The organism is Leeuwenhoekiella parthenopeia, assembly GCF_020782115.1.
Classification (GTDB): domain Bacteria; phylum Bacteroidota; class Bacteroidia; order Flavobacteriales; family Flavobacteriaceae; genus Leeuwenhoekiella; species Leeuwenhoekiella parthenopeia.
Window position 1 is genome coordinate 133,835 of the sequence record NZ_JAJGMW010000002.1, and the last position, 26,748, is coordinate 160,582.

Consider the following 26,748-nt stretch of genomic DNA (forward strand, 5'->3'; position numbering starts at 1 on the left):
TGCAATTGAAGGATATTATTATGAAGTCTTATAAATCTATTGAAGAGTTCCTTATCGCTGCTGATGTCAATGAAGCTGCGGTCGCCTACTGGAGGCAGGAAAGTTTACCCTACCAAAAAGCAAAGCCTGTTCTTGATTTTTTAGATTTTAATCAGGAAGAGAGTGCTCATTTTTTAGACGTTAATCCTTCTACCATTTCCCGTTGGAAATCCTCTAACGGCAAGTTGAGTAAGTTGAGTTCAAAAATGGTTTATGATGTAAACGAGCTTATCAAAAAAGGGATTTCGATTTTTGGAGAAGAGCATTTATTTTTAAAATGGCTTGAAACCCCTAATCACGCTTTAGGTAATGTCACCCCTAAAGAAATGATTCAGGATCCCAATGGGATGGAGTATGTTGATGAAGCTTTAGATGCCCTGGCCTGGGGAGCTGTAGTTTAATGCAGATTTATCGGATTTACATAGATAAGGAAGGCTACACTGCGCTGGGTTACGGACCGGCAGGAGCTCGCTGGAACAAAGCGTTTACTCCGGTAATCTATGCCAGCAGTCAGGTTTCTTTATCTATGCTTGAGCATCTTTCTATACGAGGGGCTTCCGTATCAAAATTGAACTGGAAACTCGCCACACTTGAACTCGACGTTACTCCTCATTTTGTTAATGTTACTGATTTGCCAGGAGATTGGGATTTTCGCCCACATCCCCGAAGCACTCAGGAAATTGGAAGCCGCTGGGCTCTACAAAGACAATCATTGGCTTTGGCTGTGCCTTCTGCACGACTTCCGTTAAGCCGATTTCCGAAAGAATATAATTTACTGATCAATCCTTTTCACCCGGAGTTTTTAGAAAAAATCAGATTGGTTAGTGAAGAAGATGTTCCCTTTCAGCTTAATTACTAAAACGCTGTTTACACTTCTCAGCAGGATTAGTCGCCCGATTGCGATAGCCGTGTAATCCTGCGGCGACGCTAAGTACAATTGCTCCCGCCAGTGCATAATAGGCAATTGCCGGGATTGTCCCATTATGTCTGATGAAAATGGCAAAAAGCGCCCAGGCACCTACCATTGCGAATTCCCGCATATTGCGCAAATTGATCATCAGATTGTTGATGTAGACTGCGATGGTTATAAGTACCATCGTTAGTATTATTTGCGTGAGTTGTGAAAGTTCAACCCCGAGACTTATAAGGAAAGCGGAAATATTGGCGATGGTAGCAACTGCAATCCAACCACTGTAAAAGCAAATGGGCCACCAGACGAATGCAATGATCTCAATGGGTGCATCCCAGCGTTCCATATTGGTTTTGAGAATGATTTTTAGAAGCGAAACCAGTATTCCCAGCATAATCAGGACTGAAAGCCAAATCTGGTCGTAAATAAAAGCAAGCACCCAACCGGCATTGAGCACATTAGCAATCGCAAACCAATAGCCGGTCTGCTCCAGATGCGGAGTGTCCTTTTTGCTGAAAAATGCCCGTCTGATACCGAAAAGTGCATAACCCACCAATCCCAAAAAAATCAATCCCCAGATCGAGAAGGCGTAACCGGCAGGAGTAAACAAATTGTCGTAACGCGCGCTCATTTCACCAATAGTGGTGTCATTCCAGCGCTGTGCCTGTGAAAGTCCGTTTACGGTAAGTACCAGTACAACTGAAAGCAGGTTGAGGATGGCAAGTTTCTTTTTCATAGTATTAATTTTCGGTATCAAACGAAATAGATATTGCTGTCAGTCTGAGCCTGTCGAAGACAACTTAAATAATTAAAAATCTACAACATCATCGCTAGCATTTCGACAAGCTCAATGTGACATTAATTGAGGGTTTAACAAACCCGGATCACCTCATTCCTGGTCACGGCAAATACCTGATCGCCTGATTTGGGTTCCAAATAGTAATTTCCCGTAAATGTACCAAATGCGGGTAAAATCAACTGATTTTCAGTCTTAAAGAAACATGAAAGTTTCAGTACCTGACGGCCTAATCCGCCCATACGGATTCCCGGATGTATGTGTCCACAAAAATTAAACAGGCCTTCACGTTCTTCCGGATGATGGGTGAGTAAAAAACCTTCGGTTATGATTTCAGAGTAGATCGCGATACCCAGCTTTTCATACTTTAACGGATTGATGATGTCGTGGTTACCCGCAACCAAAATCACGTTTTCCTTTCGCGATTTAACCCAATCTTCAAAGAGTTGCCATTCCGTATTTAAACTGCTGTGAAACAAATCGCCCAAAAAGCAAATGCTGTTGGCCTCAAAAGCATCTGCGATACGGGTCAGCTGCTTAAAATTTTCGGCCACGGCCTTAAACGGAACAGCGCTTCCGTGTTTTCTAAAATGCGAAACTTTCCCCAAATGCACATCGGCAATGAGCAAGGTTGACTTTTCGGTCCAAAAAATCCCACCCGAAGGATGCAAGACAAAATTTTGGTCTAAAATGGAAAGCGACTGATTCATAGCACTGCAAATTTCAGTCATTTTAGCGGGCTAGTCAACGCTGCAACAAAAAAATGCCGAAGCATTAACTTCGGCATTTTAATCTATTTCGATAGCAACTGATTAGTTTAAGTCGGCATTCAGCATCCAGCTTATTCCGTACTTATCGCGTACGCGGGCATAATAGGCATTCCAGCTTGTTTCTTGCGGGTCTGCCAGGCTTTGCCCTTCAGCAGAAAGCTTTTTAAACAGTTCGCTTACTTCTTCCTTGCTGTCCAGATCCACGCCCAATTGTACCGTGTTACCCTGTTGCACCGGAGTATCTGGGGAAGCATCGTAGGCCATCAGGTGAATTCCTTTCCCTTTCAGTTCTGCGTGTTGCAGTTTATTGCGATAATTTCCGGGAATATCTATTTCTTTCCCTTCATAAGTCTCTTTATTGATGATATCACCACCAAAGCAATCCTGATAAAAATTCAGCGCTTCCTGGCATTCTCCTCTAAATGTTAAATATGGTTTTACAGTTGTCATAATTTTTGATTTTTAAGTTATCTTAAAGATACGGCCTCAACCCTCATTATTCCTGCTGTTACGTGTTATATTGTTCTTAATCAAAGGCTAAAGTCTGTTAAGAGCAGGGCTAAATCTTATCCAGGTAGCGCAGCATATTTTTTATGCGGTCTTCCAGCTTTTCGCTGCTCAGTTTTTCCCGAAGTCGGTCTGTAATAATAGGGAAGGAGAAGGGCGTGGCTTTTTCGCAGGCTTTGATCACAATTTCCTGTTTTTCTATACGCTCCAGTGCCAGGCGCAAACGACCTTCTTCCAATTGATGTTCAAAAGTCTCACGATATGCCTGCTGAAACAACAAATTTTCAGGTTCGTAATCTCTAAAAACTTCAAACAATAACTGACTGTTGCTTTGCAGATGCTTGTTTTTGACGATTTTCCCCGGAAAACCGGTAAACACCATCCCGCTGATGACTGCAATATCACGGAATTTCCGCCGGGCCATTTCGGTGCTGTTCAGGCTTTTCTGCAGGTCTTCTACTAAAAAACGAGCCGTAAATAAGTCGTTGTCGAGCACCTGTTGCATATCGATTTTTTGGTCTGAAAGTATCTCAAAACCGTAATCATTAAATGCGATGCTGAAGGTTATGGGCGAAAGTAAACTGATTCGGTAGGCTAATAAACTTCCTAAAGCCTCGTGTACAAAGCGGCCTTCAAAGGGGTAAAATATATGGTGAAAACCTTCGCGACTTTTAAAGGTTTCAATCAAAAACTGATCGTTATTGGGAACGATAGATTCCAAACGCTGCCGGTCGAAGATGTCTTTTAACGCCTGAAGCTCTCGGGTTTGTTGCTCAAAAGGCAAATTAGCCGAATACAATTCTTCGCGCAGCAACTCGCTCATTTGTGCCGAAAGCGTCAACCGACCGCCCATCCAACTCACCACTTTTGCCTGCTTTTTGGTTTTAGCCTTTTTCACCAAAACCTGCATGCCTTTGATGCGGTAGAGTTCGAGGTTTTTCCCTGCAAACGTAAACACATCGCCGGGCGAAAGTTTAGAGATAAACCATTCTTCAACGGTGCCAATGTAGCCGCCTTTTAAATATTTGACCTGCAAGGCGGCATCGCCTACAATGGTACCGATCTGCAACCGATGGCGCATCGCGACGGCTTTACTATTTACCTTAAACTTGCCGTCTTCTTCAATTTCAATCTTTTTATACTCGTCGTAGGCTTGCAGCGACTGACTGCCTTTGGTGATAAAATTCAGAATCCATCGCCATTGCTCTTCGCTCATCGCCTGAAAACAAAAAGTTTGTTTGACTTCTTTCCAGATTTCTGCCGGGTAAAAACCGTCTGCGACTGCAAGCGTGGTTAAATATTGAATCAAGACATCAAAACTCAGCAGATACGGAATACGGTCTTCAACCACCTGATTAATCGCTGCCTTCCCCAGCGCCGAAGCTTCTATGAGTTCAATTGCGTGCGTAGGTAAAAAGTAGATTACACTTTCTTTCCCGGGCTGGTGCCCGCTGCGGCCGGCACGTTGTAAAAAACGGGCAACGCCTTTGGGACCACCAATTTGGATGATGCTCTCTACCGGCGCAAAATCAACACCCAGATCGAGACTTGAGGTGCAAATCACAGCTTTCAGGCTTTCGTTTCTTATGGCCTGCTCTACCCAGAGCCGGGTTTCTTTATTGATACTGCCATGATGCATAGCGAGTTCACCGGCATACTCCGGGTGCTTGTACATCATTTTCTGAAACCAGAGTTCGCACTGCGCCCGTGTATTGGTAAACAAAAGTGTGGTTTTGCTGTTGTTGATGATAGGTACGACTTCTTCCAACAGGTGCAATCCCATATGTCCGCGCCATGGAAATTTCTCCATAGTTTTAGGTATGATGCTTTCAACCTTGTAGGTTTTTCCCAAATTGGCTTTGACCAAAACCGAATTTTTAAAGGCTTTAGAATCGGGTCCCAGTAGTACTTCGCGTGCCTGATCGAGATTGCCTATGGTTGCTGAAATTCCCCAGATACGCAGTTTTGGGGCAATGGCTTTAAGCCGGGAGAGTCCGAGTTCGGTTTGTACCCCGCGTTTGCTGCCCAGGAGTTCGTGCCATTCGTCAATCACGATAGCCGTACAATTCTTAAAAACTTTCTTATAGTCTTTGCTCGTCAGCAAAAGCTGAAGACTTTCGGGCGTGGTGATGAGCAGATCGGGCATTTTGCGTTTTTGCTTTGCCCGTTCCGCCTGAGGCGTGTCACCGGTGCGTATACCTACGGTTAGTTGGGTTTCCAAACCATCTGCAAAACGCGCTGCCGCCTGCGCAATTTCCACTGAAAGCGCTCGTAAAGGCGTAATCCAGATCGCTTTAAGTCCCGGTTTGTGTTTGGTTTTATAATCAGGATTGTTTTTGATGTAATCTAAAACAAATGCTACCCAAAGGGCATAGGTTTTCCCGCTTCCTGTAGGCGCGTTGAGCAGACCGTTTTTACCTTCCAAAAAAGCCCCCCAGGTCTCTTCCTGAAATGCAAAGGGTTTCCATCCCTGATTTTTAAACCAGGATTGCGCGAGTTTATGGAGTTGGTTTTTTGTCATAAGGGGCACGAACCCGTCCGTTTTTGCCTTCGACAAACCACCTTCCCTTACTAAGGGAAGGAGCTTATAGCTCCCCTCTTAGTATAGGAGGGGTGTCCCGATAAATCGGGACGGGGTGGTTCACTTCTTTTTAAAATTATCTTCAATCTCTTTCAATACACTGGGTAAAAAGTCAAAAACCATTTTATTCTCAAAACGTATGACATTAAAGCCCAGTTCATTTAATTTTTCAGTTCTGTAGGCATCATATTCAGCAACATCGGGATTTTGATGATACTGGCCATCCAATTCTACAATCAGTTTTTCTGAAGGACAGTAAAAGTCAACAATAAAGTAGGTAATGCTGTGTTGTCTTCTGAACTTTCTACCCGCCAGTTGAGATCTTTGTAAGTGTCTCCATAAAAAAGCTTCGGCAGGAGTTAGGTGTGATCGTAAATACTTTCTTCTGCTCTCCAGTATTTTTAAGTTGTGTATTTGTTTTTTCATAAACCAGCGGGATTATAACCACCCCAATTTTGACAGGTCAAAATTTTCCCCTCCTTTTCTAATGAGGGGAGCTTTTTAAAGCTTTTAATTCCAGTCCAATTTACAAATAGTACCTCAATCAACATTTAGCTTGCATCATGAGATTCCTTCAGCCGGCTTTGCCCGGCTTCGGAATCAATTGCTTGAGGTCTTCTAAAGTGTTGGCATCTTCAATCTTTTTGTCTTTACGCCAACGCAGCATACGCGGGAAACGGGTGGCGACACCGCTTTTGTGGCGCTTGCTGAGGGCGATTCCCTCGAAGGCAATTTCAAAAACGTGATGCGGTGTCACGCTGCGTACAGGGCCAAAGCGCTCCAATGTATTCTTCTTGATCCAGGCGTCCAGACTGCGAAACTCGGCATCGGTAAGGCCGGAGTAGGCTTTGGCGAAAGTGACGAGCTCTTCCTTGTTTTCATCCCAAAGTCCAAATGTATAATCGGTAAACAGATTGCTACGGCGGCCGTGACCGCGCATCGCGTAGGTGAGCACCGCGTCAATAGTGAGCGGGTCAACCTTCCATTTCCACCAGTCGCCTTTTTTACGACCTACCAGATAGGGCGAATCTTTCCGCTTGAGCATCAAACCTTCAGACATCACCTCGCGGCTGCGTTCACGTTCTACGGCGGCCTCTTCCCAATTTGAAAACTCGATGGTTTCAGAAAGGTGTAGCGGTAACTCTTCGGTTTTAACCTGAGTATATAATTCTTCTAATAATTTCCGCCTTTCGGCGAAAGCCAGATCGCGAATGTCTTTGCCTTCCCATTCCAGAATATCGTAGGCTTTGAGAATCACGGGTGTTTTTTTCAGTTGGGCTTTGGTAATATTTTTACGCCCGATGCGGGTTTGTAAATCGTTAAACGTACCAATCACCCCTTTTTTAAACGGAAGGATTTCACCATCAAGCACCGTCCCATTTGGGATAGCCTCCACGAAGGCTTCAAACTCGGGGTACTTATCGGTTACCAGTTCTTCACCTCGGCTCCAGACAAACAGCTCGTCTTCGCGAATGATGACCTGTGAGCGGATGCCGTCCCACTTATGCTCGGCAAACCAATCGTTTACATCGCCCAAATCTTCCGGAGTGTCCTCAATCGCATAGGCCAGATAAAAGGGGTAGGGCTTGCTGAGGTAATCGGCTTTATTTTCTTCTAAAATGAGTTTTTGAAAACTGATTGTTTTGGGATCCCAATCGCCCATCAGTTTATAGGCCAGCACGTCAACATCAATATCTGTAGCCTTTGCCAGCGCACGGGTCATTAATTTCTGACTTACGCCAATGCGAAAACTACCGGTGATGAGTTTACTGAATACAAAACGCTCGTAATAATTGAGGCGCGTCCAGTTTTCGTGCAGGTATTCGCGTTTTTCGTCTTCGGGCTTTTTTTTGAGGGCGATAATTTCTTCACAAAACTGCGTGAGGCTTTTATCGGTATGCTCTTCGGAAGCGGGAATAATCAGCGCAATGGTTTCTGCCAGATCGCCTACAATGTGATAGCTTTCTTCAAACAGCCACAAGGGAATCTGAGCCAGTTCGGTAGCCCAGGTTCTTAATAAGGTAGTATTGACCGGCCGAGGCGGACGGCGGTGCGACAAAATCGCAATCGTCCAGACCTTGTCTTTGGGAGGCGCTTCGCGAAAGTATTGCGTAAGCGCATCAACCTTGACGTTGGTCTTGTTGGTACTGTCTATTTTACGTATCAGTTCTGCAAAATCCCTCATCCCTCTCTGTCCTTCGGACATCTCTCCCCAAGGGAGAGAATATCTTTATATCTAATCCTTTTCACTTACTTCTTCTTTTTTGTTTTCTTCGCCGAGTTCTCCCTCGTATTGGGTGGCTTCGGTGCGGGCGTCATAGCCTTGCTCCAGTAAAAAGCGGGTAAAAATATCGGTGTAGCCGTGGGTGCTGATGATTTTTTCGGCGCCGGTGGCTTTGATGCTTTCTAAAAGTCCCTGCCAGTCGCAGTGGTCGCTCAGTACAAAACCTTTATCAATGGCACGTCTTCTGCGCGCTCCGCGAAAGGTCATCCAGCCGCTGGCCGAAGCGGTAACGTACGGCACCATTTTGCGAATCCAGGTGCTGCCGTGGGCGCTGGGCGGCGCAACAACGATGTTGCCTTTAAGTTCTTCTTTTTTGGTTTCGCGGGTTACCCGGGTAGTTTCGGGCATTGGGGTAAGTGGCCTTATGACTTCGGTCATATTTTCGATGGCGCCGTGGGTATAAATCTTACCAATATCGGTATCAAGATAGCGCAGCAGGCGCTGGGCTTTGCCCAGAGAATAGCCAAAAATCACCGAGGTTTTGCCTTCGGCTTTATTTTCTGCCCACCAGTTGTTGATATCGGTAAATACTTCGCTTTGCGGCCGCCATTTAAATGCCGGAAGCCCAAAAGTACATTCGGTGATAAAGGTGTGGCATTTTACGGGTTCGTAGGGAACGGCGATGCCATCATCTTCGGTTTTATAGTCTCCTGTAAACACCCAGACTTCGCCTTTGTGCTCTACGCGTATCTGCGAACTGCCAATAATATGCCCGGCGGGATGCAGGCTGAATTTGACGTTGTTGATCACAAAAGTCTCGCCCCATTCTTTGCCGGTAACGTTGATGTCTCCCAGCCTATGGCTGATTATGGGGATATTGGTGTGATGGGTTATATAGGCCTTGTGTCCCCAACGGCTGTGATCTGCGTGACCGTGCGAAATGATGGCTTTATCTACCGGCCTCCACGGATCGAGATACACATCTGCAGCGGCACAATAAATACCCTTGTCGTTAAATTGTAAAAGTGGTTCTGCGATGATTGTAGCGTTTTCCTCGATAATCGAGATTTAACAGATTTAGGACTTTTCCAAATTGAAAATTTCAGAGAAGACCTTTTGCTTATGACCTATTGGTTATGCTTAAAATTACAAAGGGTGATAGAATGTGGTTGGGTGATTAAGAAAACATTAGCTTCGGTACAATTTTTTGGCAGAGCCAAAAAATCACTCAGCTATCTTTTGGAAGTAAGTAGTCTCAGTGGGCAGTCCTCCGAATTTGAGATTCAATGTTGAAAACTTAAAGTTTGGAAGTGATACGGGGAATTTCTTTTTTCTTAAACGCTTCCACGCTTCCACGCTTCCACGCTTCCACGCTTCCACGCTTCCACGCTTCCACCGCAAACCGTAAACGGAAAACAAAAAACCTACTCTTTACTGAAAACTGCCACTGCCCACTAATTAGTATTATTACTAACTAACAACTGCCACTGCCACTGCTTACTGATAAACGGGATAGGGATAGGAGCAGGCTACCAAGTAGCGCGGATAGCCCGGTGCCCGTGCGGCCTTGTTGCCGCTCGGGCAATCCCCCAAATTATTGTTATTCTTTTTTGTTAAGATTTGGGAAATAGTATCTTTGACAACTTAAAATTACAACCATGTCTTTTACAGATTTATTTGATAGCGGCGAGCACAGACGCAACCTTGGGCACTTCGCAGCTATCGCAAATATGGCCACCGTAGATGGTGAATTGAATGCCGAAGAAATCAAACTTTTAAAACGTTTTGCAGTTAAACTGGATATAGACCAGGATGAGTACGTTGATATCGTTGAAAATGCACGCAAATACCCCATCAATCCGCCAAATACTTCAGAAAAACGTCTGGAGCGTTTGCACGATCTTTTTAAAATGATTTTTATCGATCATGAGATTGATGATCACGAGCGTTTTTTAATCGAAAAATATGCGATAGGTCTTGGTTTTAGTGCCGAGCAGTCTAAAAAGTTGATAGAGCGTTCCATTCAGATTTTTCAGGGTGGCGTTGACTTTGAAGATTATGTGTATCTTTTGAATAAGAAGTAAAAAGCCAAATAAATATAAATCAACCCATTGCTGCGGCAGTGGGTTTTTTGTTTTTGGGATGCAGGGCATGCATTTTGAAAACTGTATATTTAGCTTTGAAAATACGTTTTTATGGATGCAACAATACGAAAGGCCGATGCCAATGATATGGCTCAGGTTTTACGCCTTATCAAAGAACTGGCTGTTTATGAAAAGGAGCCCGATGCGGTTGAGGTTACTGTAGATGATCTTATCGCTTACGGAACCGGTGATGACGCCCAGTTTACCTGTTTTGTGGCTGATCGTGACGGGGAAATTTTGGGTATTGCTCTGGTGTATTATCGCTTTTCTACCTGGAAAGGGCGCACCATTCATCTGGAAGATCTTATTGTACGCCAGCAATACCGCGGTCAGGGTCTTGGGATGGCTCTGTATACCGAAGTGATCAAATACACACACGAGTTAGGTCTTAAAAGATTGGAATGGGTGGTGCTTGACTGGAACAAATCTGCTGTTGATTTTTACGAGGCTTCGGGAGCTCATGTGATGACCGAATGGAACACGGTACAGATGGATGCTGCGGCGATGAAAGCCTTTCTCGCTCAAAAAGGCCTGGTCTAGTCTATGGGTTTTAAAGTCTATAAATTTGGAGGTGCCTCGGTTAAAGATGCCGAAGGAGTGCGCAATGTAGCTCACGTAATTAGGGAGACCGGTGCAACTGATGCGGTTGTTGTGGTTAGTGCGATGGGTAAAATGACCAATGCTTTTGAAGAGTTGGTTGATGCCTATTTTAGCCGTGAAGACCGTATTACCGACGCGCTTGAACCCTTGATTAGTTTTCACCTCAATATCGCAAAAGATCTTTTTGAAAACACCTCGCACTCTGTTTTTAAAGAACTAAACCTGCTCTTTAATGAGCTTACCGACTTTCTAAAGCGAAATAAATCTCCCGATTATGACTTTGTTTACGATCAGGTTGTTGTTTATGGGGAGTTGTTGAGCACTACCATTGTAAGTGCCTACTTTAATGTTATCAGTTTAGTTAATACCTGGCACGATGTGCGCCGGTATATTAAAACGAATACCCGCTATCGGGAAGGTAAGGTAGATTGGGAGATCACGATGCGCAATCTGAGCCGAAACATACCAAAACAAGGTCTGCAGGTTACTCAGGGTTTTATCGCATCAGATCCTAACGGTTTTAGCACTACACTGGGGCGCGAAGGCAGTGATTATACCGCAGCGATTATCGCCTATTGCCTCAATGCCGAAAGCGTAACGATCTGGAAGGATGTTCCCGGAGTTTTAAGCGGAGACCCCAGGTATTTTAAAAACACGGTTTTACTAAACACCATATCTTATACCGAAGCTGTGGAATTGGCTTTTTACGGGGCATCGGTCATTCACCCAAAAACCTTACAGCCCCTGCAACGCAAAGAAATACCCCTGCTGGTAAAATCATTTGCGAATCCCACGGCAAGCGGCACGCAGGTATGTCTGGGCGAACCCATAAATCCGCTGGTGCCCTGCTATATTCTGAAACGTCAGCAAATTTTGCTTTCGCTTTCTTCACTGGATTTTTCGTTTATGGATGAAGAAAACATTGGTGAAATTTTCAAACTTCTGGGTTATTATAAGCTTAAGGTTGATTTGATTCAAAATTCAGCCATCAGCTTTTCGGTCTGTGTGGAAGATAAATACCGAAATCTGGAGAAGCTGGTGGCCCGGCTCAAAGCTGATTATAAGGTAACGGTCTATGAGCAGGTTTCCCTGTATACTCTGAGGCATCCTAATCAGGCGGCGGTAAGTCAGTTAGAAGAAAATAAAGAAATCCTGTTAAAGCAGGTGACCCAAAATACCGTTCAACTGGTAAGCCTGTAAGCGCTTCAAGTCGTTTTTTGCTATATTTGCCCGTATACACCATCGGTTTTTTGACCAAATTAAAATCGGTTTTTTGATATCAAACCCTGATTGGCCTGCCTTCTCGTAGCTCAATCGCTTTATTTCAATATTCATGGGATTAGTAACAGCAAAAGAAGTTGCCAAAGCAATCAATGTAGATAAATATGGTTTTGCGGGTACTTTTTTAGGTTGGTCCCTGATGAAGGTTCTCAAAATTTCAAAGGCAAACGAGATCTACGACCGCAACAAGCACCTGAGTGATCTGGAGTTTTTAAATGCGATTCTGGGTGAGTTTCAAATCAATTTTGAAATCCCCGAAGAGGATCTAAAGCGTCTGCCCAAAACCGGCAGTTACATCACCATAAGCAATCATCCGCTGGGCGGAATAGACGGGATTTTGCTGCTGAAACTAATGATTGAGCAGCGTCCTGATTTTAAAATCATAGCAAACTTTCTCCTGCACCGCATAGAGCCGCTGAAGCCTTATGTGATGCCGGTTAATCCGTTTGAGGAGCATAAAGACGCCAAGTCTAGCATTGCCGGTTTTAAACAGGCGATTCGGCATATACGCGACGGGCATCCGCTCGGGATATTTCCGGCAGGTGAGGTTTCTACCTATAGAGATGACAAGCTCATCATAGATAAACCCTGGGAAGAGGCCGCGATGAAGCTCATCAAAAAGGCTGAAGTTCCCGTAGTTCCTATTTATTTCCACGCGAAAAACAGCAGGTTATTTTACCAGCTTTCACGCATAAGCGACACCTTGCGTACGGCCAAATTGCCTTCAGAATTGCTTACGCAAAAAAATCGCGTGATTCATGTGCGTATAGGTAACCCTATTAGTGTTAATGCCCAAAAAGAGCACGAAAGCCTCGAAGATTTCACCGATTTCCTGCGGAAGAAAACCTATATGCTCGCTAAAACTTTTGAAAAAAAGTCGATTCTGAGTACGATTCCGCAGTCTTTAAAAGTGCCTAAGGAACCCAAGAAAATAGTAAAAGAAATCAAAGGCGAATTCATTGAGCAGGAAGTAGATAATCTTCGGGAAAACGACCGGCGTCTGTTGCAAAGTAAAAACTATGAGGTGTTTTTGGCTTCTGCCGAAAATATTCCAAATATCCTTAAAGAAATAGGGCGCTTACGCGAAATTACCTTCCGCGAGGTAGGTGAGGGTACTAATGAGCCTACCGATCTGGATCCCTACGATCACCATTACCATCATTTATTTTTGTGGGATGAGGATACCAAAAAAATAGCCGGTGCCTATCGTATGGGACTGGGCTCGCATATTATGCCAGAACACGGTATTAATGGGTTTTACCTGCAAAGTCTGTTTCGTTTTGAGCCCGAATTGCACAAAATGATGGGCGAAAGCATCGAGATGGGAAGGGCTTTTGTGATTAAAGAATACCAGCAAAAACCAATGCCGCTGTTTTTACTGTGGCGCGGTATTGTACACACCACGCTGCGTTTTCCGGAGCATAAATACCTAATTGGCGGGGTAAGCATCAGCAACCAGTTTTCCAATTTCTCCAAATCGCTGATGATTGAGTTTATGAAGTCGCATTATTACGATCCCTATGTAGCGCAATACGTGAGGCCGAAAAAGGAATTTAAGGTGAAGCTGAAGGATGCCGATAAGGAATTTGTATTTGATGAGACCGAAGCAGACCTGAATAAGTTTGATAAAATCATCGAAGAAATGGAAACCGGAAACCTGCGTCTCCCGGTTTTGATCAAAAAATACATCAAGCAAAACGCGAAAGTAGTTGCGTTCAACGTAGATCCGCTATTCAATAATGCGGTAGACGGACTAATGTATATCAAAATTGCAGACCTTCCGGAAAGTACGGTAAAACCCGTGATGGAAGAATTTCAGGCCGAACTGGAGCTTAAACTCGAGCAGTCTAAACGGGAGGAAGAAGATGCAGCTAATAGATCTTAGCACTTCGGCGCTCTAAAAAAGTATTGTCCTGCCAGTTGCCGTTGCGCCTGGCAATTTTTTCGTGTACCCCCAGGATGCGGAAACCCAACTTTTGATGCAAGGCCAGGCTTGCTTTATTCTGCGGAAAAATATGCGCCGTCAGCGTCCAGAAACCGGCGTCTTCGCTGGCATCAATAAGTGCCGAAAGCAACCGAAAGCCAACTTGTTTACCCTGATGAAGCGGCGAGACGTAAAGTGTAACTTCTGCCACTCCGCTATATACCTGTCGTTTTGAAAACGGACTCAAAGCAGCCCAGCCAATAACCTTATTTTCTGTTACCGCGACCAGTCTGCAGGATTTATGAAATCTCAAATCCCAGTCGCTATATATAGGAGCCTGTACTTCAAATGTCGCAATATCGGTATCAATACCCTGCTGGTAAATCACCGCTACCTCGGGATAGTCTGATTCCTGAAACGGGCGTATACTGATATTCATACGGGTTGAAGCCAAAAGTCTTTTGGACGCGTGAGATTTGAGATTTTTCTAATCGAATTAGAACCAGGGTTTCTTCCCTACCTGATAGGTCTGGTAAAATTCTTCATCGGTTTTGGTAAGGTAAATAATACCTTCAATCAGACCAATGATTCCGGCAAAACCACAGGTTACAATACCTGCAATAAGTTGAATGACGCCTTCTTTAGTATATCCCAGAACAAATTTATGAATGCCAAAGGTTCCCAGAAATATGCCTAGTAAGCCACAAACCAGCTTTAGGTTATTGGTGTTGTTGGTGGCTTGATTCCAACCTTCTTTAAATTCATTAGCCGTTTTTTGAGCTTCCTGCTCGAGATTTTTGGCGGTTTCCTTCGCCTGATCTTCAAAGTTCTTGTCGTTAGTGTCCATAGATTATGTATTGATTAGTGTTGTTAAATCTAGCATTTTTAACTATTTGATAGATAAACTCTTATCTTTTTTTGAAATGTACTCCGGGCAGTCAAGCCTTCTGTTTTCAGGAGGTAATTGTATGCGTAGTTGCATACAAAATGCATAATTCAGTGGGTCTGAGCGGTAAGCCTGGCAGTCCAAACACGAGCGGTTTAGCGTGGCAAGTTGTGGTTGATTGAGGCGACCCAGCAAATTATACAGCGATTTGTATAGCTCTTTGAGGTTCTCTTCAGAATCCTGAGCTATAGCTTTTTGAAGTGGTTCGGAAAAGTCGGTTAGACCCTTGAGTTTTTCTCCGCCCTGAGCCGTAAGCTCAATGTAAAACCTGCGGTTGTCTTTGTGATTGAGCTGTTTGTTGAGCCATTTTTTAGAAACCAAAGTGCTGATGCAGTCGCTTACCGTGGCCTTAGTCAGATTGAATTCCTGCACCAGATTGCTTACTGTATTTTCTTCCGGTTTATGGCTGGCTACAAAAATCAAAAGCTTTTGCTGTAAAGGTGAAAGCTGATGTTCTTTCTGACTTTCCCAAAGCAGCGTTTTAAAAACGTCTGCCAGTTTATCGAGCGCAGCGGTGGTGCGCAAGGCGAGACTTTGATTTTGGTAAGCAGGATCGTAGAGGTGTTGCATATTAGGGTCTTAGGTTCTTCTAAAATACTAAAAACCTTGCAAATAGGCATCTCATTCCTTAAAGTCAGGAAACCGAAGTATCAGGGCATCGCCAAAACTTTATCTACAATAGTTTGTGCCAGTTTGATTTTGCTTTCCACCGTCCACCCTGCGATGTGCGGGGTGAGCACCACGTTTTCAGCAGTGATCAGGTATTTAAGAGGTTCGGGCATTTGAGCAGCATCTGTGAAGAGGTTTTCAAACGAAAGCTTCTCGTACTCCAAAACATCGAGACCTGCGCCCAGAATTTTTCCGCTTTTCAGGGCTTCAACCAGATCTGCGGTGACCACACTTTTTCCCCGGGCGGTATTTATGAGCCAAAACGACTTTTTAAAGCCCTTTATAAAATCGGCATCAACCATCTTATCGGTGAGTGGTGTCCAGGGTGTGTGCAGGCTTAAAACATCTGCTTTTTCCTGTAATTCTTCAAGCGAAACCTGGCGTGCATTGGCATTACCCAGATCAGGTCTGATGTCGTAACAAAGTACCTCACAATCAAAACCCTGTAATTTTTTCGCGAATGCGTTACCCATATTGCCATAGCCTATAAGTCCTACCGTCTTGCCCTCGAGCTCGAGACCCCGGTTTTTCTCACGGTTCCACTGGCCGTTACGCACTTCGGCATCTGCCTGTTTCAGTTTGTTGAATAACATCAGGAGCATTCCCAGAGCGTGCTCGCCTACGGCATTTCTGTTTCCTTCGGGAGCAGCGATGAGGTGTACGCCTTTTGATTCGGCATACGGGATGTCAATACTTTCGAGGCCTGCACCTACGCGGGCAATAAACCTGAGGTTTGTTGCGGCATCCAGAAATTGCCTGTCAATTTTGAATCTACTTCGAATGACCACACCTTCATAATCGGCTATTTTTGCTTCGATTTCCTCTTTGCTAGAAGTATAATCCTCGTGATTGGTGTGACCTGCAGCGGCCAGTTGTTGAATCATAAGTGCGTGGTTGCTGTCTATGTGGAGTATTTTCATTAGAATAGTTTATTGGTTCACTTCTTCGTAATACGCGGTAAAGGATGCCGGTACACGCAGGGGTTTTCGGGTTTGCATATCGAGCAGGCACCAGTTTGTTACCGCTGTGGCCAGCACTTTCTCATCTGCCGGTCTGTGAATTTTGGTATGCCGAATAGAACGCACGCCTTCAAACTTCTCAACCCAGGTTTCAACGATGATCTGTTCGCCCTCAAAAGCAGGCGCGTGGTATTTTATGGTGTGTTCCAAAGCAACCCAGGCATATTGTTTTAGCATTTTTGGGGTTGAATTGTGCTGCCAGTGTGCTTCGGCTACATCCTGCACCCATTGCAGATAAATGACATTGTTTACGTGACCCAAACCGTCAATGGCTTCGGCGGGAATGGTAACGTCAAGGGTAAAAGTTTTCGCATTCATTTTTCAAAAATAGGAAACAAAAATGGCGAAGCGGATAGAAGAATGGATTTTGAGAATTATTTGGGAAGGTTTAGAGGTGAGTTCCAAGATCATTTTCAGCTTCACATGAAATCTGAATACTAAGCATTTTTACGCTTCTGATTTTCTTCAAAGCGCTTTTTGCCCGCATCCCATATTTCTTCAACGCTTTTGGAGCTTAAACCACTTTCCAAACCTTTGTCTATCTTCGACTTTAGATTTAAAAATTGAGAGTTGTTGTGCTGTTCGTGGCGAATGAGCGATCTGATGTACTCACTTTCATTGGTAAAATCACCTTTGCTGATTTGCTCCTTAATCCAGTCGTCGTACTTTTCAGTAACGGTAATGGTTTTGCATACGGTACCCATATCAAAAATCAATTATCATACAATTGACTTAAATATAACTCAATTCTGCGAGAATGACGTGTGGATTTAAGGTCTAAGGAATTTACCGGGAACGGGTACTCGGGAATGGGAAACAAAGGTTCTTAAAATCCTAGAATTAGTTTCGCCAGGCTGAAGTAGATAAGAATACCAAAAATATCGTTGCTGGTGGTGATAAAGGGTCCGGTTGCAATAGCGGGGTCAATCCCACGCCAGTCGAGCAAAATAGGGACAAAGGTGCCTACCAGAGCTGCCACGATAATCACCGAAAGCATCGCCACCGCTACGGTTGAACTCAGCAGCCAGCCAAAACCAAAAATAACCCCGAAGCTTACTACCAAAATACCAAGCGCCAGGCCGTTTATAAGACCAATACTTATTTCTTTAACCAGACGCAGCCACATACTGCCGGTCACATTATCGTTAGCAAGACCCTGTACGATAATGGCGCTTGATTGCACCCCTACATTACCGGCAACCGCCGCAACGAGCGGTGTGAAGAAAAAAAGTTCGGGATGTACTGTTAAAGCTCCTTCAAAACCTTTCATAATATTCACGGCTCCCAAACTTCCTACAAGACCCAAAACCAACCAGGGCAGGCGGGCACGGGTAAGTTCCCACACCGTATCATCGGCCTCAACGCCTTGCGAAAGACCGGCGGCCATACGGTAATCTTCATCGGCCTCGTCTCTAATGAAATCGAGAATATCATCAACGGTAATACGTCCCAGCAGTATACCGTTGTCATTGACAACAGGCACGGCCTCCAGATCGTATTTTTGCATCAGTCGTGCGACATCTTCTGCGGTGTCGTGCACGTTTACCGAGTCTACATTGGGAATATAAATGTCTGAAATTTTGGATTTTGCATCAGCAGTAAGCAGGTCTTTGAGTGAAAGTCTGCCTATCAATCTATCGGTGCGATCTACCACATAAACCGAATGTACCCGGGTTACATTTTGAGCCTGCGCCCGCATTTTCCGCACACAGCCTGCAACCGTCCAGGTTTCGCGAACGCGCACCAATTCTTTTGCCATAAGACCCCCGGCAGAATTGTCGTCATACCGAAGCATCTCAACAATATCCCGGGCATGGTCCTCGTCTTCAATGGCGTCGATTACCTGCCGCTGAATCTCTTCATCCAGTTCAGATAGGAAATCCACCGCGTCATCGGTGTCGAGTTCGTTAAGTTCGTCTGCAATTTCCTGTGGAGAGAGGTTGTCAAGAATTTCTTCCCGGTAGTCCTCATCCAGCTCCATCAGCGCCTCAGAAGTGGTCTCGCTATCCAGAAGTTTTACCAGATAGGTAGCTTCTTCGGTAGTGACCTCGTCCAGAATCTCGGCGATATCAGCGTGGTGCACGTCGTCGAGAAGATCAAGAAGACTCTGATTGTCGCCAACCTCGATAAAGTTTTCAATCTGCTCTATAAGGTCTTCGGTAAGTTCAAAAGCCATAGTCGCTACTGTATCGGGGTTAATACTCGTTTAAAGTCGTGCAAATATAATCAAACTAGGCCATGCGCTCTGCCGCTTTAGGATAGATTTACCGCTGTGGTTGCAGGTCTAAATTTAACTTGAGAGCGAAACATCCCCTGCCATCTTCTCTTCAAAGGCCAGGAACTTTAAAGTCTCTAGCTCAAGGGAGATTTAGAGAGATTTTTGTGATTTAATTAACCCCGGATCATTCTCAATGGCCCGGGTAAGCTCTATAAACCGGGTAACGCTCAGTTGTTCAGGTCTAAGGTTAAAAATTTCGCTTTCGCGAAAGGCTTCGCTGAGTTCGAGCTGCTTCAGGCTGTTGCGCAGGGTTTTGCGTCGCTGCTGAAAGGCCATTTTGACCACCTTGTAAAGGGCTTCGGGACTGCAGGCCAAATCTTTATAGTTTTCCTTTCGAGTAAGCCGTAAAACGCCGCTGTCTACTTTTGGCGGTGGATTAAAGACCGAAGGAGGTACGGTAAACAGGTATTCGGCATCGTAAAAAGCCTGGGCTAAAACCGAAAGAATCCCGTAGGCCTTGCTGCCTTCGGGCTCACAGATGCGCTGGGCGACTTCTTTTTGAAACATCCCCGTAAACTCGGGCACCTGATCGCGCCACTCGAGCATTTTAAAAACGATTTGAGTCGAAATATTATAAGGAAAGTTTCCCGTGATCGCAAAAGGCTTGTCGCTAAACAAGGTGCTGAGGTCAACTTTGAGAAAATCGGCTTCTACCACCTCGAGATTGCAGCCTTCCATTTGCTCGGCATACTCCAGCGGAAAGCTGTGGTTGAGGTACACGATAGACTCGCTGTCGAGGTCCATCGCGGTGATGTTCATGTCTTTGCGCAGTAAATATTTGGTAAGCACTCCCGTGCCCGGACCAATTTCCAAAATATCTGAATAGCCCGTGTAGGAAAGGGTTTCGGCAATTTTACGGGCGATAGTTTCGTCCTTTAAAAAGTGCTGCCCCAGATGTTTTTTAGCTTTTACGGGATCGTCTGCCCGGTGTTGGTTTTCGGTCTTTTTGAACTTTTTCTTCATTACCCGTAAAATAGCGATTTGAGCAAAACTAAAGCTTCCGGCTTCGGTTTAATGCGGATTAAATTCGGTTTGTTCGGTAACGATCTCCAGTTCGGTTTTGAAAAACAGCACTTTATCACCAAATTTTCCGGCTTCGCCGTCCAGACGATTCACGTCTTCTTTGTAAAAACGGGCGAGAGCATCTTTGCTTTTTGCGGTATATTGAATGGAATAACTTTGACCGCCCATTTCTTCTTCTACGAGTACTTTGGTCATCAGGGCTTTAATAAACTTCCCGGTTGCGAGCATTTCGGGGATGTGCTCATTGCGTATCCAGTACAGCCAATCCTTGTGTATGCTGTCGTCAACATTTACGGTTACATTGTAAATAATCATAGGGTTTGTTTTGTCTTTAGTTGATTGCGTCACCGCGCAATCTGCGGTATTTTTGCTGGGCATCTACATAAAAAATGCTGTCTGCAAAGTTAAATAGGATTTGCTCGTACTGCTCTTTTGCCTTTTCGGGCTGGTTGAGTTGAGCGGCATAGAGGTTTGCAAGCCGGTAATGGGCATCATCTGCGAGAATATCGCTACCATGGCTTTCCAGTATTTTCAGGTAGTTGTCTGCTGCTTTTTGATATTCTTTTTTATCTTCAAAAAGCAGGGCCTGAGCCAGTAGGGCTTCGTCTTCAATTTTTTCGCCCGCGAAATCCTTTAAAACCCGGTCGTAGATGGCAATAGCATCTTCATCGCGATTCTGGTAGCTGCGTAAATCGGCCTGTGCGTAGGTTTTTAAAGCGGTTTGGGTCGAATCGTTAACGGTATTGTCTGTGATAAGCAGGTACAAATCCTGAGCATCGTTTGCAATAAGTTGTTCTGCGGAAGATTTAAGAACCTTCAATTGGGTCTTGGCCCATTCAAAATCGCCTTTGTAATAACTGGTTTTGGCCACTTTAAAACGGGCTTCCTGAGCGATGACGTTGTCCTTAAGCTTTTTCTGAATTTGCGAATAGTAAATCAATGCGGCATTAAAGCGCTCTTCAAGTACCAGAATATCTGCCAGTTCCATTTTGATACGGGCTTCCTGAAAGTTATTAAGTGGAAGGTTGAGCGCTTCTTCAAGCAGGTTTGTTGCCTGTTCTTTTTTCGCAAAGCGGAAGGCTAAAAAATGCGCATAATCTGCCTGAAGCTCTAAAGTTAAAGCCGATTTACCATACGTTTCAAGCAGGGAGGCATACTGCGCGTCGATATCCTTTAGTTCTTCAGGATTTGCAGATTTGAGTTTAAGTTCCAGGTATTTTTGACGGGCAAAAAGGCGCTGTTCCTCGTCGATGGTTTCGTTAATCAAATACTCCAAAATGCCAATAGCCAAAGTATCTTCTTCATTCTGTTCGGCGACAATGGCGAGGGTAGCGATCCCCGAAAAGTTACCGCTGCGCTTTGCGATTGCTTTTTCCTGTATAAAAGCCTTGTCGTATTCTTTTTGTTGAATAAACAGCCAGCTGAGCATACGATTGTAGAGCAGGTCTGGGTTGTCCTGCATACGGGTTAAAATAACTTTTCGCAGGGTTTGATTGGCTAGGTTTGTATTGTCGTCGGTTATAAATCGGCTGATATTGCGCTGAGCATTTAGGGTTTGATTATCACCCTGCTCCAGCATATTCAGGTTCATCTGGAACATGGTTTCATAATCTCCAAGCTCACCGTATAATGAAGCTAATTGATAATCAAAACGGTTTGCGGGATTAATCTCCTGCGCGGTTTCATAAGACTTTATAGCTTCTTCCAGCAAACTGTATTTTTGAAAAGTGCGGGCTACGCCACTGGCATAACCCGGGTTTTCAGCTATGCCCGCGATGGCCTTATTGTAAAGAGCCTGTGCTTCGGTCTCCTTTCCCTGCAGCTGTTTGTTGTAACCCAGTTCAACCTCAAGAACGGGTTTGTTTCGGGTATTTTCCAGAGTGTTAAGCAGCAGGCTATCTGCTTTGGAATAGGCTTCCGTTTGCTGATAAGCTTCAACCAGACCGGTTACAAAGGTGAAGTTACCCGGCGTTTCTTTGACCAGACTTTCAAACACGGTAACAGCTTTATCATAGTCGCCCTGCTCCATATAATTACGGGCAAGCAGCTCGTTTTGTGCGAAAGCACTAACGCCTGAAATCAGAATTACCGCTAAGAGAACAACTTTACGCAACACGCTTTTTTGATTTTACCCGGAAAAACCGGGATTGATGTCAATGGCAAATTTGAGGTACAAATTAAAAGCACCCCATTAAATATACTAAAGATGTGCCAGAACACTCCTGTACTAAACGTAATACCTGTGTAAAACGTACGCGGCTAGTCTATTTTATCAAAACCACAATACGGAACCAAAACCTCAGGGATTTTGATGCCGTCTTCGGTCTGGTAATTCTCCAGAATTCCGGCGAGAACGCGGGGCAGGGCCAGAGCGCTTCCGTTAAGGGTGTGTGCCAGTTGCTTGTTGCCGTCTTTGTCTTTGTAACGCAGTTTTAAGCGGTTTGCCTGAAAGGTTTTAAAGTTAGACACGCTGCTGATTTCGAGCCAGCGATCCTGTGCGGTTGAGAACACCTCAAAATCGTAAGTAAGGGTAGAAGTGAAGCCCAGGTCGCCTCCACATAATCTCAAAATACGATAAGGCAATTTAAGTTCATCAAGAATACCTTTTACGTGCTCTACCATTCCGTCAAGAGCGGCGTCACTGTCTTCTGCGCGTTCGATGCGCACGATTTCGACTTTGTCAAACTGATGCAGGCGGTTAAGTCCGCGCACGTGAGCCCCGTATGAACCGGCCTCGCGACGGAAACACGGGGTGTAGCCTGTACAGGTAATAGGCAGGTCTTTATCTTCCAGCAAATCATCGCGGAATAAGTTGGTCACCGGTACTTCTGCAGTTGGGATGAGGTACAAGTCGTCAAGGCCTACGTGGTACATCTGGCCTTCTTTATCGGGCAATTGACCGGTACCAAAGCCGGAAGCTTCATTTACCAGGTGCGGCACCTGATACTCGGTATAGCCCGCAGCGGTGTTTTTATCCAGAAAATAGTTGATCAAAGCCCGTTGTAAACGTGCGCCTTTATTTTTATAAACCGGAAAGCCGGCGCCGGTAATCTTGTTACCCAGCTCAAAATCGATAATGTCGTATTTTTTAGCCAGTTCCCAGTGGGGCAGGCTGCCTTCAGCCAAAACGGGAATGTCTCCTTTTTTAAAGACCTCTTCGTTATCGGCATCACTTTTCCCTGCCGGCACACTCTTTTGCGGGATGTTTGGGATGGTGTACAGCAATTGGTCAAGGGCTGCGATAGTTTCGGCCAGGGTTTCCTGAAGATTTTTAGAATCTTCCTTCAGTTTACCGGTGCGCTCCTTGAGGATGTTGGCTTTTTTGGGTTCGCCGTTTTTAAACAGCATCCCGATTTCTTTAGAAAGTTTATTGCTTTCAGCCAGCGTATTGTCTAGCGAAGCCTGGGTGCTACGGCGTTTTTCGTCCAGGTCAAGTACCTGATCGAAAATGGCGGAAGCCTCAAAATTCCGTTTTGTAAGTGCTTGAATATAGGCTTCTTTGTGTTCACGAATGTCGTTAACGTGTAGCATGGCTTAAATTTTAGACGGCAAAAATACGGAATTGGGCTTTAAAAGAGTGTTTAAAACGACATGTCTGCACTTAAATAAGTGAAGCATTAATCCAGGACATGCTCTTTAACCTCTCGTTTACTCAAATCAGGTGAAGGCATCAGCCAGTCGTTGTGCCAGAAATAATCCCATTTGGCATCAGCCATATCCACTTCGGGATTGATAAGGGGATGGTAGGGACGGGCATTGACGCTTACTTTACAATCTACATAAATCGCAACATCGGTGCCTTTTGCAGCATAATCTTCTTTTACACGCTGGCAAAACTGCCAGATACAATCCGGTTTTACACTCACACTGCGCAGTTCTTTAGTGGATAGCCAGTCGCGGTGATTAAAGGGTAGTTCTTTTCCGGTACTTTTGTCAACCACTTTAAAATGAATCCTTCCGCTTTTAGAACGCAGCATCATGCGCCAGCTGAGGCGATGGCCTTCTTCGGTCCAGAGTACATTATCCTGTATAAACCAGTGGCGTAAGGGTAGCGCGATTTGTACCAAAAAGTACAGGCCAAACACCACCAGAATGGGTTTGTAATGTTTAGGTCTGATGATCTCACCGGTATCGTAAAAGGTTTTTTTAGGCAGAAAAATACGTTGTATGGTTTCTGCCGGAAAGAAAAACAGTGTAAAAGCCAGTGACAAATACGGAAAAATCCCAATGTGGAAAATAAACGAATTGAACAGGTGAAAGAATATCGAAATGATAAATGCCGTCTTTCGGGTGCGTTTCCAAAGTAGGGCCGGGATGATGAGCAGATCAAAAAAGATCCCGAAATACGCGATGCACCAGTGTACCCATTTTTGCTGAAGCATTTCGCCCACCAGCCAGTAATCGGCTTTTGATTGCATCAGCTGGCCGGCAACGCTGGCATCTAACCAGTCCGGGTATATTTTGGCCACCGAAGCATAGGTATAGACAATCCACAACTGGGCGATGATGACAATATAAACCCAGCGGGGCATATGATTTTGTTTAATCTGTGGGTTTTGTTTTGCGTCAAGCGATAAATACCGGTTCGCCGGAAAGCAGGCCATGATGCCCAAAAGCAGCATCAGCAGGTAATAATGGTTGTTGTAGGAGGATTTTTGCATCAGATACACGCAGGTCCACATCACGCCATAAGCGAGGACACTAAAACGGTATTTGTAGCCCAGCATTACTAGTACACCAAAAAGCCCCATCAGCCCATAGTAATAATACATCAGGTCGCCGGGAAGCGGCTGTAAAAAGTCAAAACCTATAAAGTTGAAAGTAAACTGGGGCTCTACGAGTGTGGTGCGTATCCACCCTGTTGCGATGGCACCCCAGGCTTCACAGGTAATCAAAAAGCCAAAGATGACCCTAAACACGACCAGCGCGCTGTTGTCAACCTGCTTATAGAGCCATTGATTAAGCATTCAATTTTGCGATATAATCCCGGGAAAACCCTTCATCCTCTTGCATAGCAGTAATAAGCTCATCAACTCCGTTGAATTTTTTTTCATCCCTGATACGGGTAAGCAGGGTGATCTCCAGATGCTGCTCGTACAGGTCGCCTTCAAAATCAAAGAAGAAGGTCTCAATGCTGAGATCGCTACCGCCCACGGTAGGGTTAGTGCCTATGCTCATCATCCCAAAGACCGTTCGGTTAGCAATAACAGACTGTACCACGTAAACCCCTTTTGCGGGAATGATTTTATAGTCCTCTGCGATTTTTAGGTTGGCAGTGGGATAATTAAACTTACGACCTAGGCCTTTGCCGCGAGATACGGTTCCGCTAAGCATAAACGGGTAGCCCAGATATTCGTTGGCGCGATCGAGATCGCCTTCAAGCAGGGCTTTGCGTATTTTGGTCGAACTCACCGCAACATCATCCACATCCTGCTTGGAAATTTCTTCCACCTCAAAATCATACTGCTTCCCAAAGGCTTTTAAATCTTCTATATTGGCATTTCGGTTACGGCCAAAACGATGGTCGTAGCCTATGATGACTTTGCGGGCTTTGAGTTGATCTACCAGAATATCCTTGACGAATTCTTCTGCGGTAAGCCTTGAAAACTCCTGGGTGAACGGGTGAATCACCAGATGGTCAAGACCGGTGGCTTCAAGCAAAGCGATGCGCTCGTTAATGGTATTGATGAGTTTGATCTGCGCTTCTTTTTGCAGGACCATCCTGGGATGTGGGAAAAAGGTGAGTACCACAGATTCCAGGTCGTTACCGGCCGCACTGGCCAGCAAACGCTTGATGATCTTGCGATGGCCCAAATGCACCCCGTCAAAAGTGCCAATGGTGACTACCGTACCTTTTGTACCGTTAAATTCTTGTGCTGATGTATGCTGTCTCAAACTATTTGCCGTTATACGCGTTCATCGTATTTGTAATCCCCGAAGCTATAAAACTTTCTATAACCTTGCACGAGATATCCAGTCTTTCGGGCATGTCTTTTTCTTCTTCGCTGTCCCACTCGCCTAAAACGTAATCGATTTGTTTGCCTTTGCTAAAACGATCGCCTATGCCAAACCGAAAGCGGTTGTAGTTTGAAGTGAGCAGTTGGTTTTGAATGTCTTTTAGGCCGTTATGACCACCGTCGCTGCCTTTGGTCTTTACGCGAATGGTGCCAAAATCGAGATTGAGATCGTCTGTAATGATGAGCAGGGTCGCCAGGCTTATTTTTTCTTTTTGCATCCAGTATTTTACCGCTTTACCACTGAGGTTCATATACGTATTGGGCTTAAGCAAAATCACGGTTTTACCGCGCACTTTGAGCTGGGCGATATCTCCAAGTTTTTCGGTAGCCCAGGTTTCTTCTTTTTCTGCCGCGTAGGCGTCCAGTATTTTAAAGCCGATGTTGTGGCGGGTGTTGTGATATTTGGGGCCAATGTTGCCCAATCCCACTATGAGGAATTTTTTCATGGGGTCAATGTTCTCTTGTTTTGTGCCGAAAAGTTTTCCGAAAAATGAAATCATACGGTATTACGGGTATGAAGTGCTTACATCCTAATTTTTTGTGCCCGCGTCACGCCCGAAGCATTACGGGAAGCGACCCGGTTCATAGGCACGGGACAAAGTTAACATTTTGAATGGGAGTGCGTCTTAATGAAATTAGAAATAGTTTTAGTGAGTGTGCAGTCTCAGTTTTCAGTTGGCAATTAAGAGTGAGAAGTAGTAGGTTAGTTCGGAGTTGATTTAACTCTGAATTCCGCATTCCGCATTCAGAATTAGTAGGCAGTCTCAGTTTTCAGTTGGCGGGTAAAAGGTGGAAGGTATGAAGTAAGAAGTAAAAGTCAAAAAACTCAGCATTCCGCATTTTTAACTAGTCAGACAGTCATTTCGAAGGAGCCCTAAGCAACTGAGAAATCACATCAGACTGGAGTTGCCGATACATCTCTTCCTGGGAGTAGGCGATCTTAGTTAACTGAATCGAAAAGAAATCAGAAATCAGAAATTTTGCTTTACGTGATGTATGGTGTTTGCTTTTGCGCGATTG

At 44.8% G+C, this 26,748-nt stretch carries 27 protein-coding genes; 6 read left to right on the forward strand and 21 right to left on the reverse strand.

The genetic code is table 11. From position 1 onward, the window contains the following. Positions 1-20: 20 nt before the first annotated feature. Positions 21-440, forward strand: a complete 420-nt coding sequence (locus tag LLW17_RS01800) for an Xre family toxin-antitoxin system antitoxin (RefSeq protein ID WP_228228558.1) — start codon at positions 21-23, stop codon at positions 438-440. After that, positions 440-898: an RES family NAD+ phosphorylase gene (locus tag LLW17_RS01805; protein ID WP_228228559.1), complete on the forward strand. Its 459-nt coding sequence runs from the start codon at positions 440-442 to the stop codon at positions 896-898. The genes LLW17_RS01800 and LLW17_RS01805 overlap by 1 nt, the downstream gene beginning before the upstream one ends. On the opposite strand, the gene LLW17_RS01810 is transcribed toward LLW17_RS01805, so the two are convergent. The 7 genes from LLW17_RS01810 to LLW17_RS01840 all read right to left on the reverse strand — a co-directional run bounded on the left by LLW17_RS01810 (position 888) and on the right by LLW17_RS01840 (position 8,865). Next, positions 888-1,685: a TspO-related membrane protein gene (locus LLW17_RS01810; protein ID WP_228228560.1), complete on the reverse strand. Its 798-nt coding sequence runs from the start codon at positions 1,683-1,685 to the stop codon at positions 888-890. The two genes, LLW17_RS01805 and LLW17_RS01810, sit on opposite strands and share 11 nt — an antisense overlap. 134 nt (positions 1,686-1,819) lie before the next feature. Next, the gene (pdeM, locus tag LLW17_RS01815; RefSeq protein WP_228228561.1) at positions 1,820-2,455 is read right to left on the reverse strand and encodes a ligase-associated DNA damage response endonuclease PdeM; all 636 of its coding nucleotides are present in this window, start codon (positions 2,453-2,455) and stop codon (positions 1,820-1,822) included. Between the two features lie 102 nt (positions 2,456-2,557). Then, positions 2,558-2,965, reverse strand: coding sequence for a VOC family protein (locus tag LLW17_RS01820; protein ID WP_228228562.1), 408 nt, complete (start codon positions 2,963-2,965; stop codon positions 2,558-2,560). Between the two features lie 109 nt (positions 2,966-3,074). Beyond that, positions 3,075-5,543 (reverse strand): ligase-associated DNA damage response DEXH box helicase, encoded by a 2,469-nt coding sequence (locus tag LLW17_RS01825; RefSeq protein ID WP_228228722.1) that lies wholly within the window; start codon positions 5,541-5,543, stop codon positions 3,075-3,077. A 120-nt stretch (positions 5,544-5,663) separates the two neighbouring features. After that, complete coding sequence (locus LLW17_RS01830) at positions 5,664-6,029, reverse strand: endonuclease domain-containing protein (RefSeq protein WP_228228563.1); 366 nt, start codon at positions 6,027-6,029, stop codon at positions 5,664-5,666. A 148-nt stretch (positions 6,030-6,177) separates the two neighbouring features. Further along, positions 6,178-7,788, reverse strand: a complete 1,611-nt coding sequence (locus LLW17_RS01835) for an ATP-dependent DNA ligase (protein ID WP_228228564.1) — start codon at positions 7,786-7,788, stop codon at positions 6,178-6,180. A 51-nt stretch (positions 7,789-7,839) separates the two neighbouring features. Further along, positions 7,840-8,865, reverse strand: coding sequence for a ligase-associated DNA damage response exonuclease (locus LLW17_RS01840; RefSeq protein ID WP_228228723.1), 1,026 nt, complete (start codon positions 8,863-8,865; stop codon positions 7,840-7,842). Between the two features lie 620 nt (positions 8,866-9,485). Between LLW17_RS01840 and LLW17_RS01845 the strand changes: the two genes are divergently transcribed. The 4 genes from LLW17_RS01845 (at position 9,486) to LLW17_RS01860 (ending at position 13,737) form a co-directional block, all read left to right on the forward strand. Further along, positions 9,486-9,911: a tellurite resistance TerB family protein gene (locus tag LLW17_RS01845; protein ID WP_228228565.1), complete on the forward strand. Its 426-nt coding sequence runs from the start codon at positions 9,486-9,488 to the stop codon at positions 9,909-9,911. Between the two features lie 111 nt (positions 9,912-10,022). Then, positions 10,023-10,511 carry a GNAT family N-acetyltransferase gene (locus LLW17_RS01850; RefSeq protein WP_228228566.1) on the forward strand — a complete coding sequence of 163 codons (489 nt, stop codon included), beginning with the start codon at positions 10,023-10,025 and terminating at the stop codon, positions 10,509-10,511. 3 nt (positions 10,512-10,514) lie between these two features. Beyond that, positions 10,515-11,771 (forward strand): aspartate kinase, encoded by a 1,257-nt coding sequence (locus LLW17_RS01855; protein WP_228228567.1) that lies wholly within the window; start codon positions 10,515-10,517, stop codon positions 11,769-11,771. A 133-nt stretch (positions 11,772-11,904) separates the two neighbouring features. After that, the gene (locus LLW17_RS01860) at positions 11,905-13,737 is read left to right on the forward strand and encodes a GNAT family N-acyltransferase (RefSeq protein ID WP_228228568.1); all 1,833 of its coding nucleotides are present in this window, start codon (positions 11,905-11,907) and stop codon (positions 13,735-13,737) included. Here LLW17_RS01860 and LLW17_RS01865 read toward each other — a convergent pair. The 14 genes from LLW17_RS01865 to pth all read right to left on the reverse strand — a co-directional run bounded on the left by LLW17_RS01865 (position 13,724) and on the right by pth (position 26,228). Next, entirely contained in the window at positions 13,724-14,215 is a 492-nt protein-coding gene (locus LLW17_RS01865; RefSeq protein ID WP_228228569.1) for a GNAT family N-acetyltransferase, read from the reverse strand. The two genes, LLW17_RS01860 and LLW17_RS01865, sit on opposite strands and share 14 nt — an antisense overlap. 57 nt (positions 14,216-14,272) lie before the next feature. Beyond that, positions 14,273-14,623, reverse strand: coding sequence for a TM2 domain-containing protein (locus LLW17_RS01870; RefSeq protein WP_228228570.1), 351 nt, complete (start codon positions 14,621-14,623; stop codon positions 14,273-14,275). Positions 14,624-14,665: 42 nt separating this feature from the next. After that, the gene (locus LLW17_RS01875; RefSeq protein ID WP_228228571.1) at positions 14,666-15,292 is read right to left on the reverse strand and encodes a MarR family winged helix-turn-helix transcriptional regulator; all 627 of its coding nucleotides are present in this window, start codon (positions 15,290-15,292) and stop codon (positions 14,666-14,668) included. An 80-nt stretch (positions 15,293-15,372) separates the two neighbouring features. Beyond that, positions 15,373-16,311, reverse strand: a complete 939-nt coding sequence (locus tag LLW17_RS01880) for a 2-hydroxyacid dehydrogenase (protein ID WP_228228572.1) — start codon at positions 16,309-16,311, stop codon at positions 15,373-15,375. 9 nt (positions 16,312-16,320) lie between these two features. Next, the gene (locus LLW17_RS01885) at positions 16,321-16,728 is read right to left on the reverse strand and encodes an acyl-CoA thioesterase (protein WP_099644496.1); all 408 of its coding nucleotides are present in this window, start codon (positions 16,726-16,728) and stop codon (positions 16,321-16,323) included. A 119-nt stretch (positions 16,729-16,847) separates the two neighbouring features. Next, positions 16,848-17,114, reverse strand: a complete 267-nt coding sequence (locus tag LLW17_RS01890) for a type II toxin-antitoxin system ParD family antitoxin (protein WP_228228573.1) — start codon at positions 17,112-17,114, stop codon at positions 16,848-16,850. A gap of 122 nt (positions 17,115-17,236) precedes the next feature. Beyond that, a complete protein-coding gene (gene mgtE / locus LLW17_RS01895) occupies positions 17,237-18,586 on the reverse strand; it encodes a magnesium transporter (RefSeq protein WP_228228574.1) in 1,350 nt (449 codons plus the stop codon). 192 nt (positions 18,587-18,778) lie between these two features. Beyond that, positions 18,779-19,651, reverse strand: a complete 873-nt coding sequence (rsmA, locus tag LLW17_RS01900; protein WP_228228575.1) for a 16S rRNA (adenine(1518)-N(6)/adenine(1519)-N(6))-dimethyltransferase RsmA — start codon at positions 19,649-19,651, stop codon at positions 18,779-18,781. A gap of 48 nt (positions 19,652-19,699) precedes the next feature. Then, a complete protein-coding gene (locus tag LLW17_RS01905) occupies positions 19,700-20,026 on the reverse strand; it encodes a DUF4286 family protein (protein ID WP_228228576.1) in 327 nt (108 codons plus the stop codon). A 16-nt stretch (positions 20,027-20,042) separates the two neighbouring features. After that, a complete protein-coding gene (locus LLW17_RS01910; RefSeq protein WP_228228577.1) occupies positions 20,043-21,824 on the reverse strand; it encodes a tetratricopeptide repeat protein in 1,782 nt (593 codons plus the stop codon). 146 nt (positions 21,825-21,970) lie between these two features. Continuing rightward, complete coding sequence (serS, locus tag LLW17_RS01915; RefSeq protein ID WP_228228578.1) at positions 21,971-23,242, reverse strand: serine--tRNA ligase; 1,272 nt, start codon at positions 23,240-23,242, stop codon at positions 21,971-21,973. Between the two features lie 86 nt (positions 23,243-23,328). Then, positions 23,329-24,678 (reverse strand): HTTM domain-containing protein, encoded by a 1,350-nt coding sequence (locus LLW17_RS01920; RefSeq protein WP_228228579.1) that lies wholly within the window; start codon positions 24,676-24,678, stop codon positions 23,329-23,331. Continuing rightward, positions 24,671-25,606, reverse strand: a complete 936-nt coding sequence (locus LLW17_RS01925) for a bifunctional riboflavin kinase/FAD synthetase (protein ID WP_228228580.1) — start codon at positions 25,604-25,606, stop codon at positions 24,671-24,673. Before LLW17_RS01925 ends, LLW17_RS01920 begins: the two co-directional genes overlap by 8 nt. 1 nt (position 25,607) lies before the next feature. Beyond that, positions 25,608-26,228 (reverse strand): aminoacyl-tRNA hydrolase, encoded by a 621-nt coding sequence (gene pth / locus LLW17_RS01930; protein ID WP_228228581.1) that lies wholly within the window; start codon positions 26,226-26,228, stop codon positions 25,608-25,610. Positions 26,229-26,748: the final 520 nt, after the last annotated feature.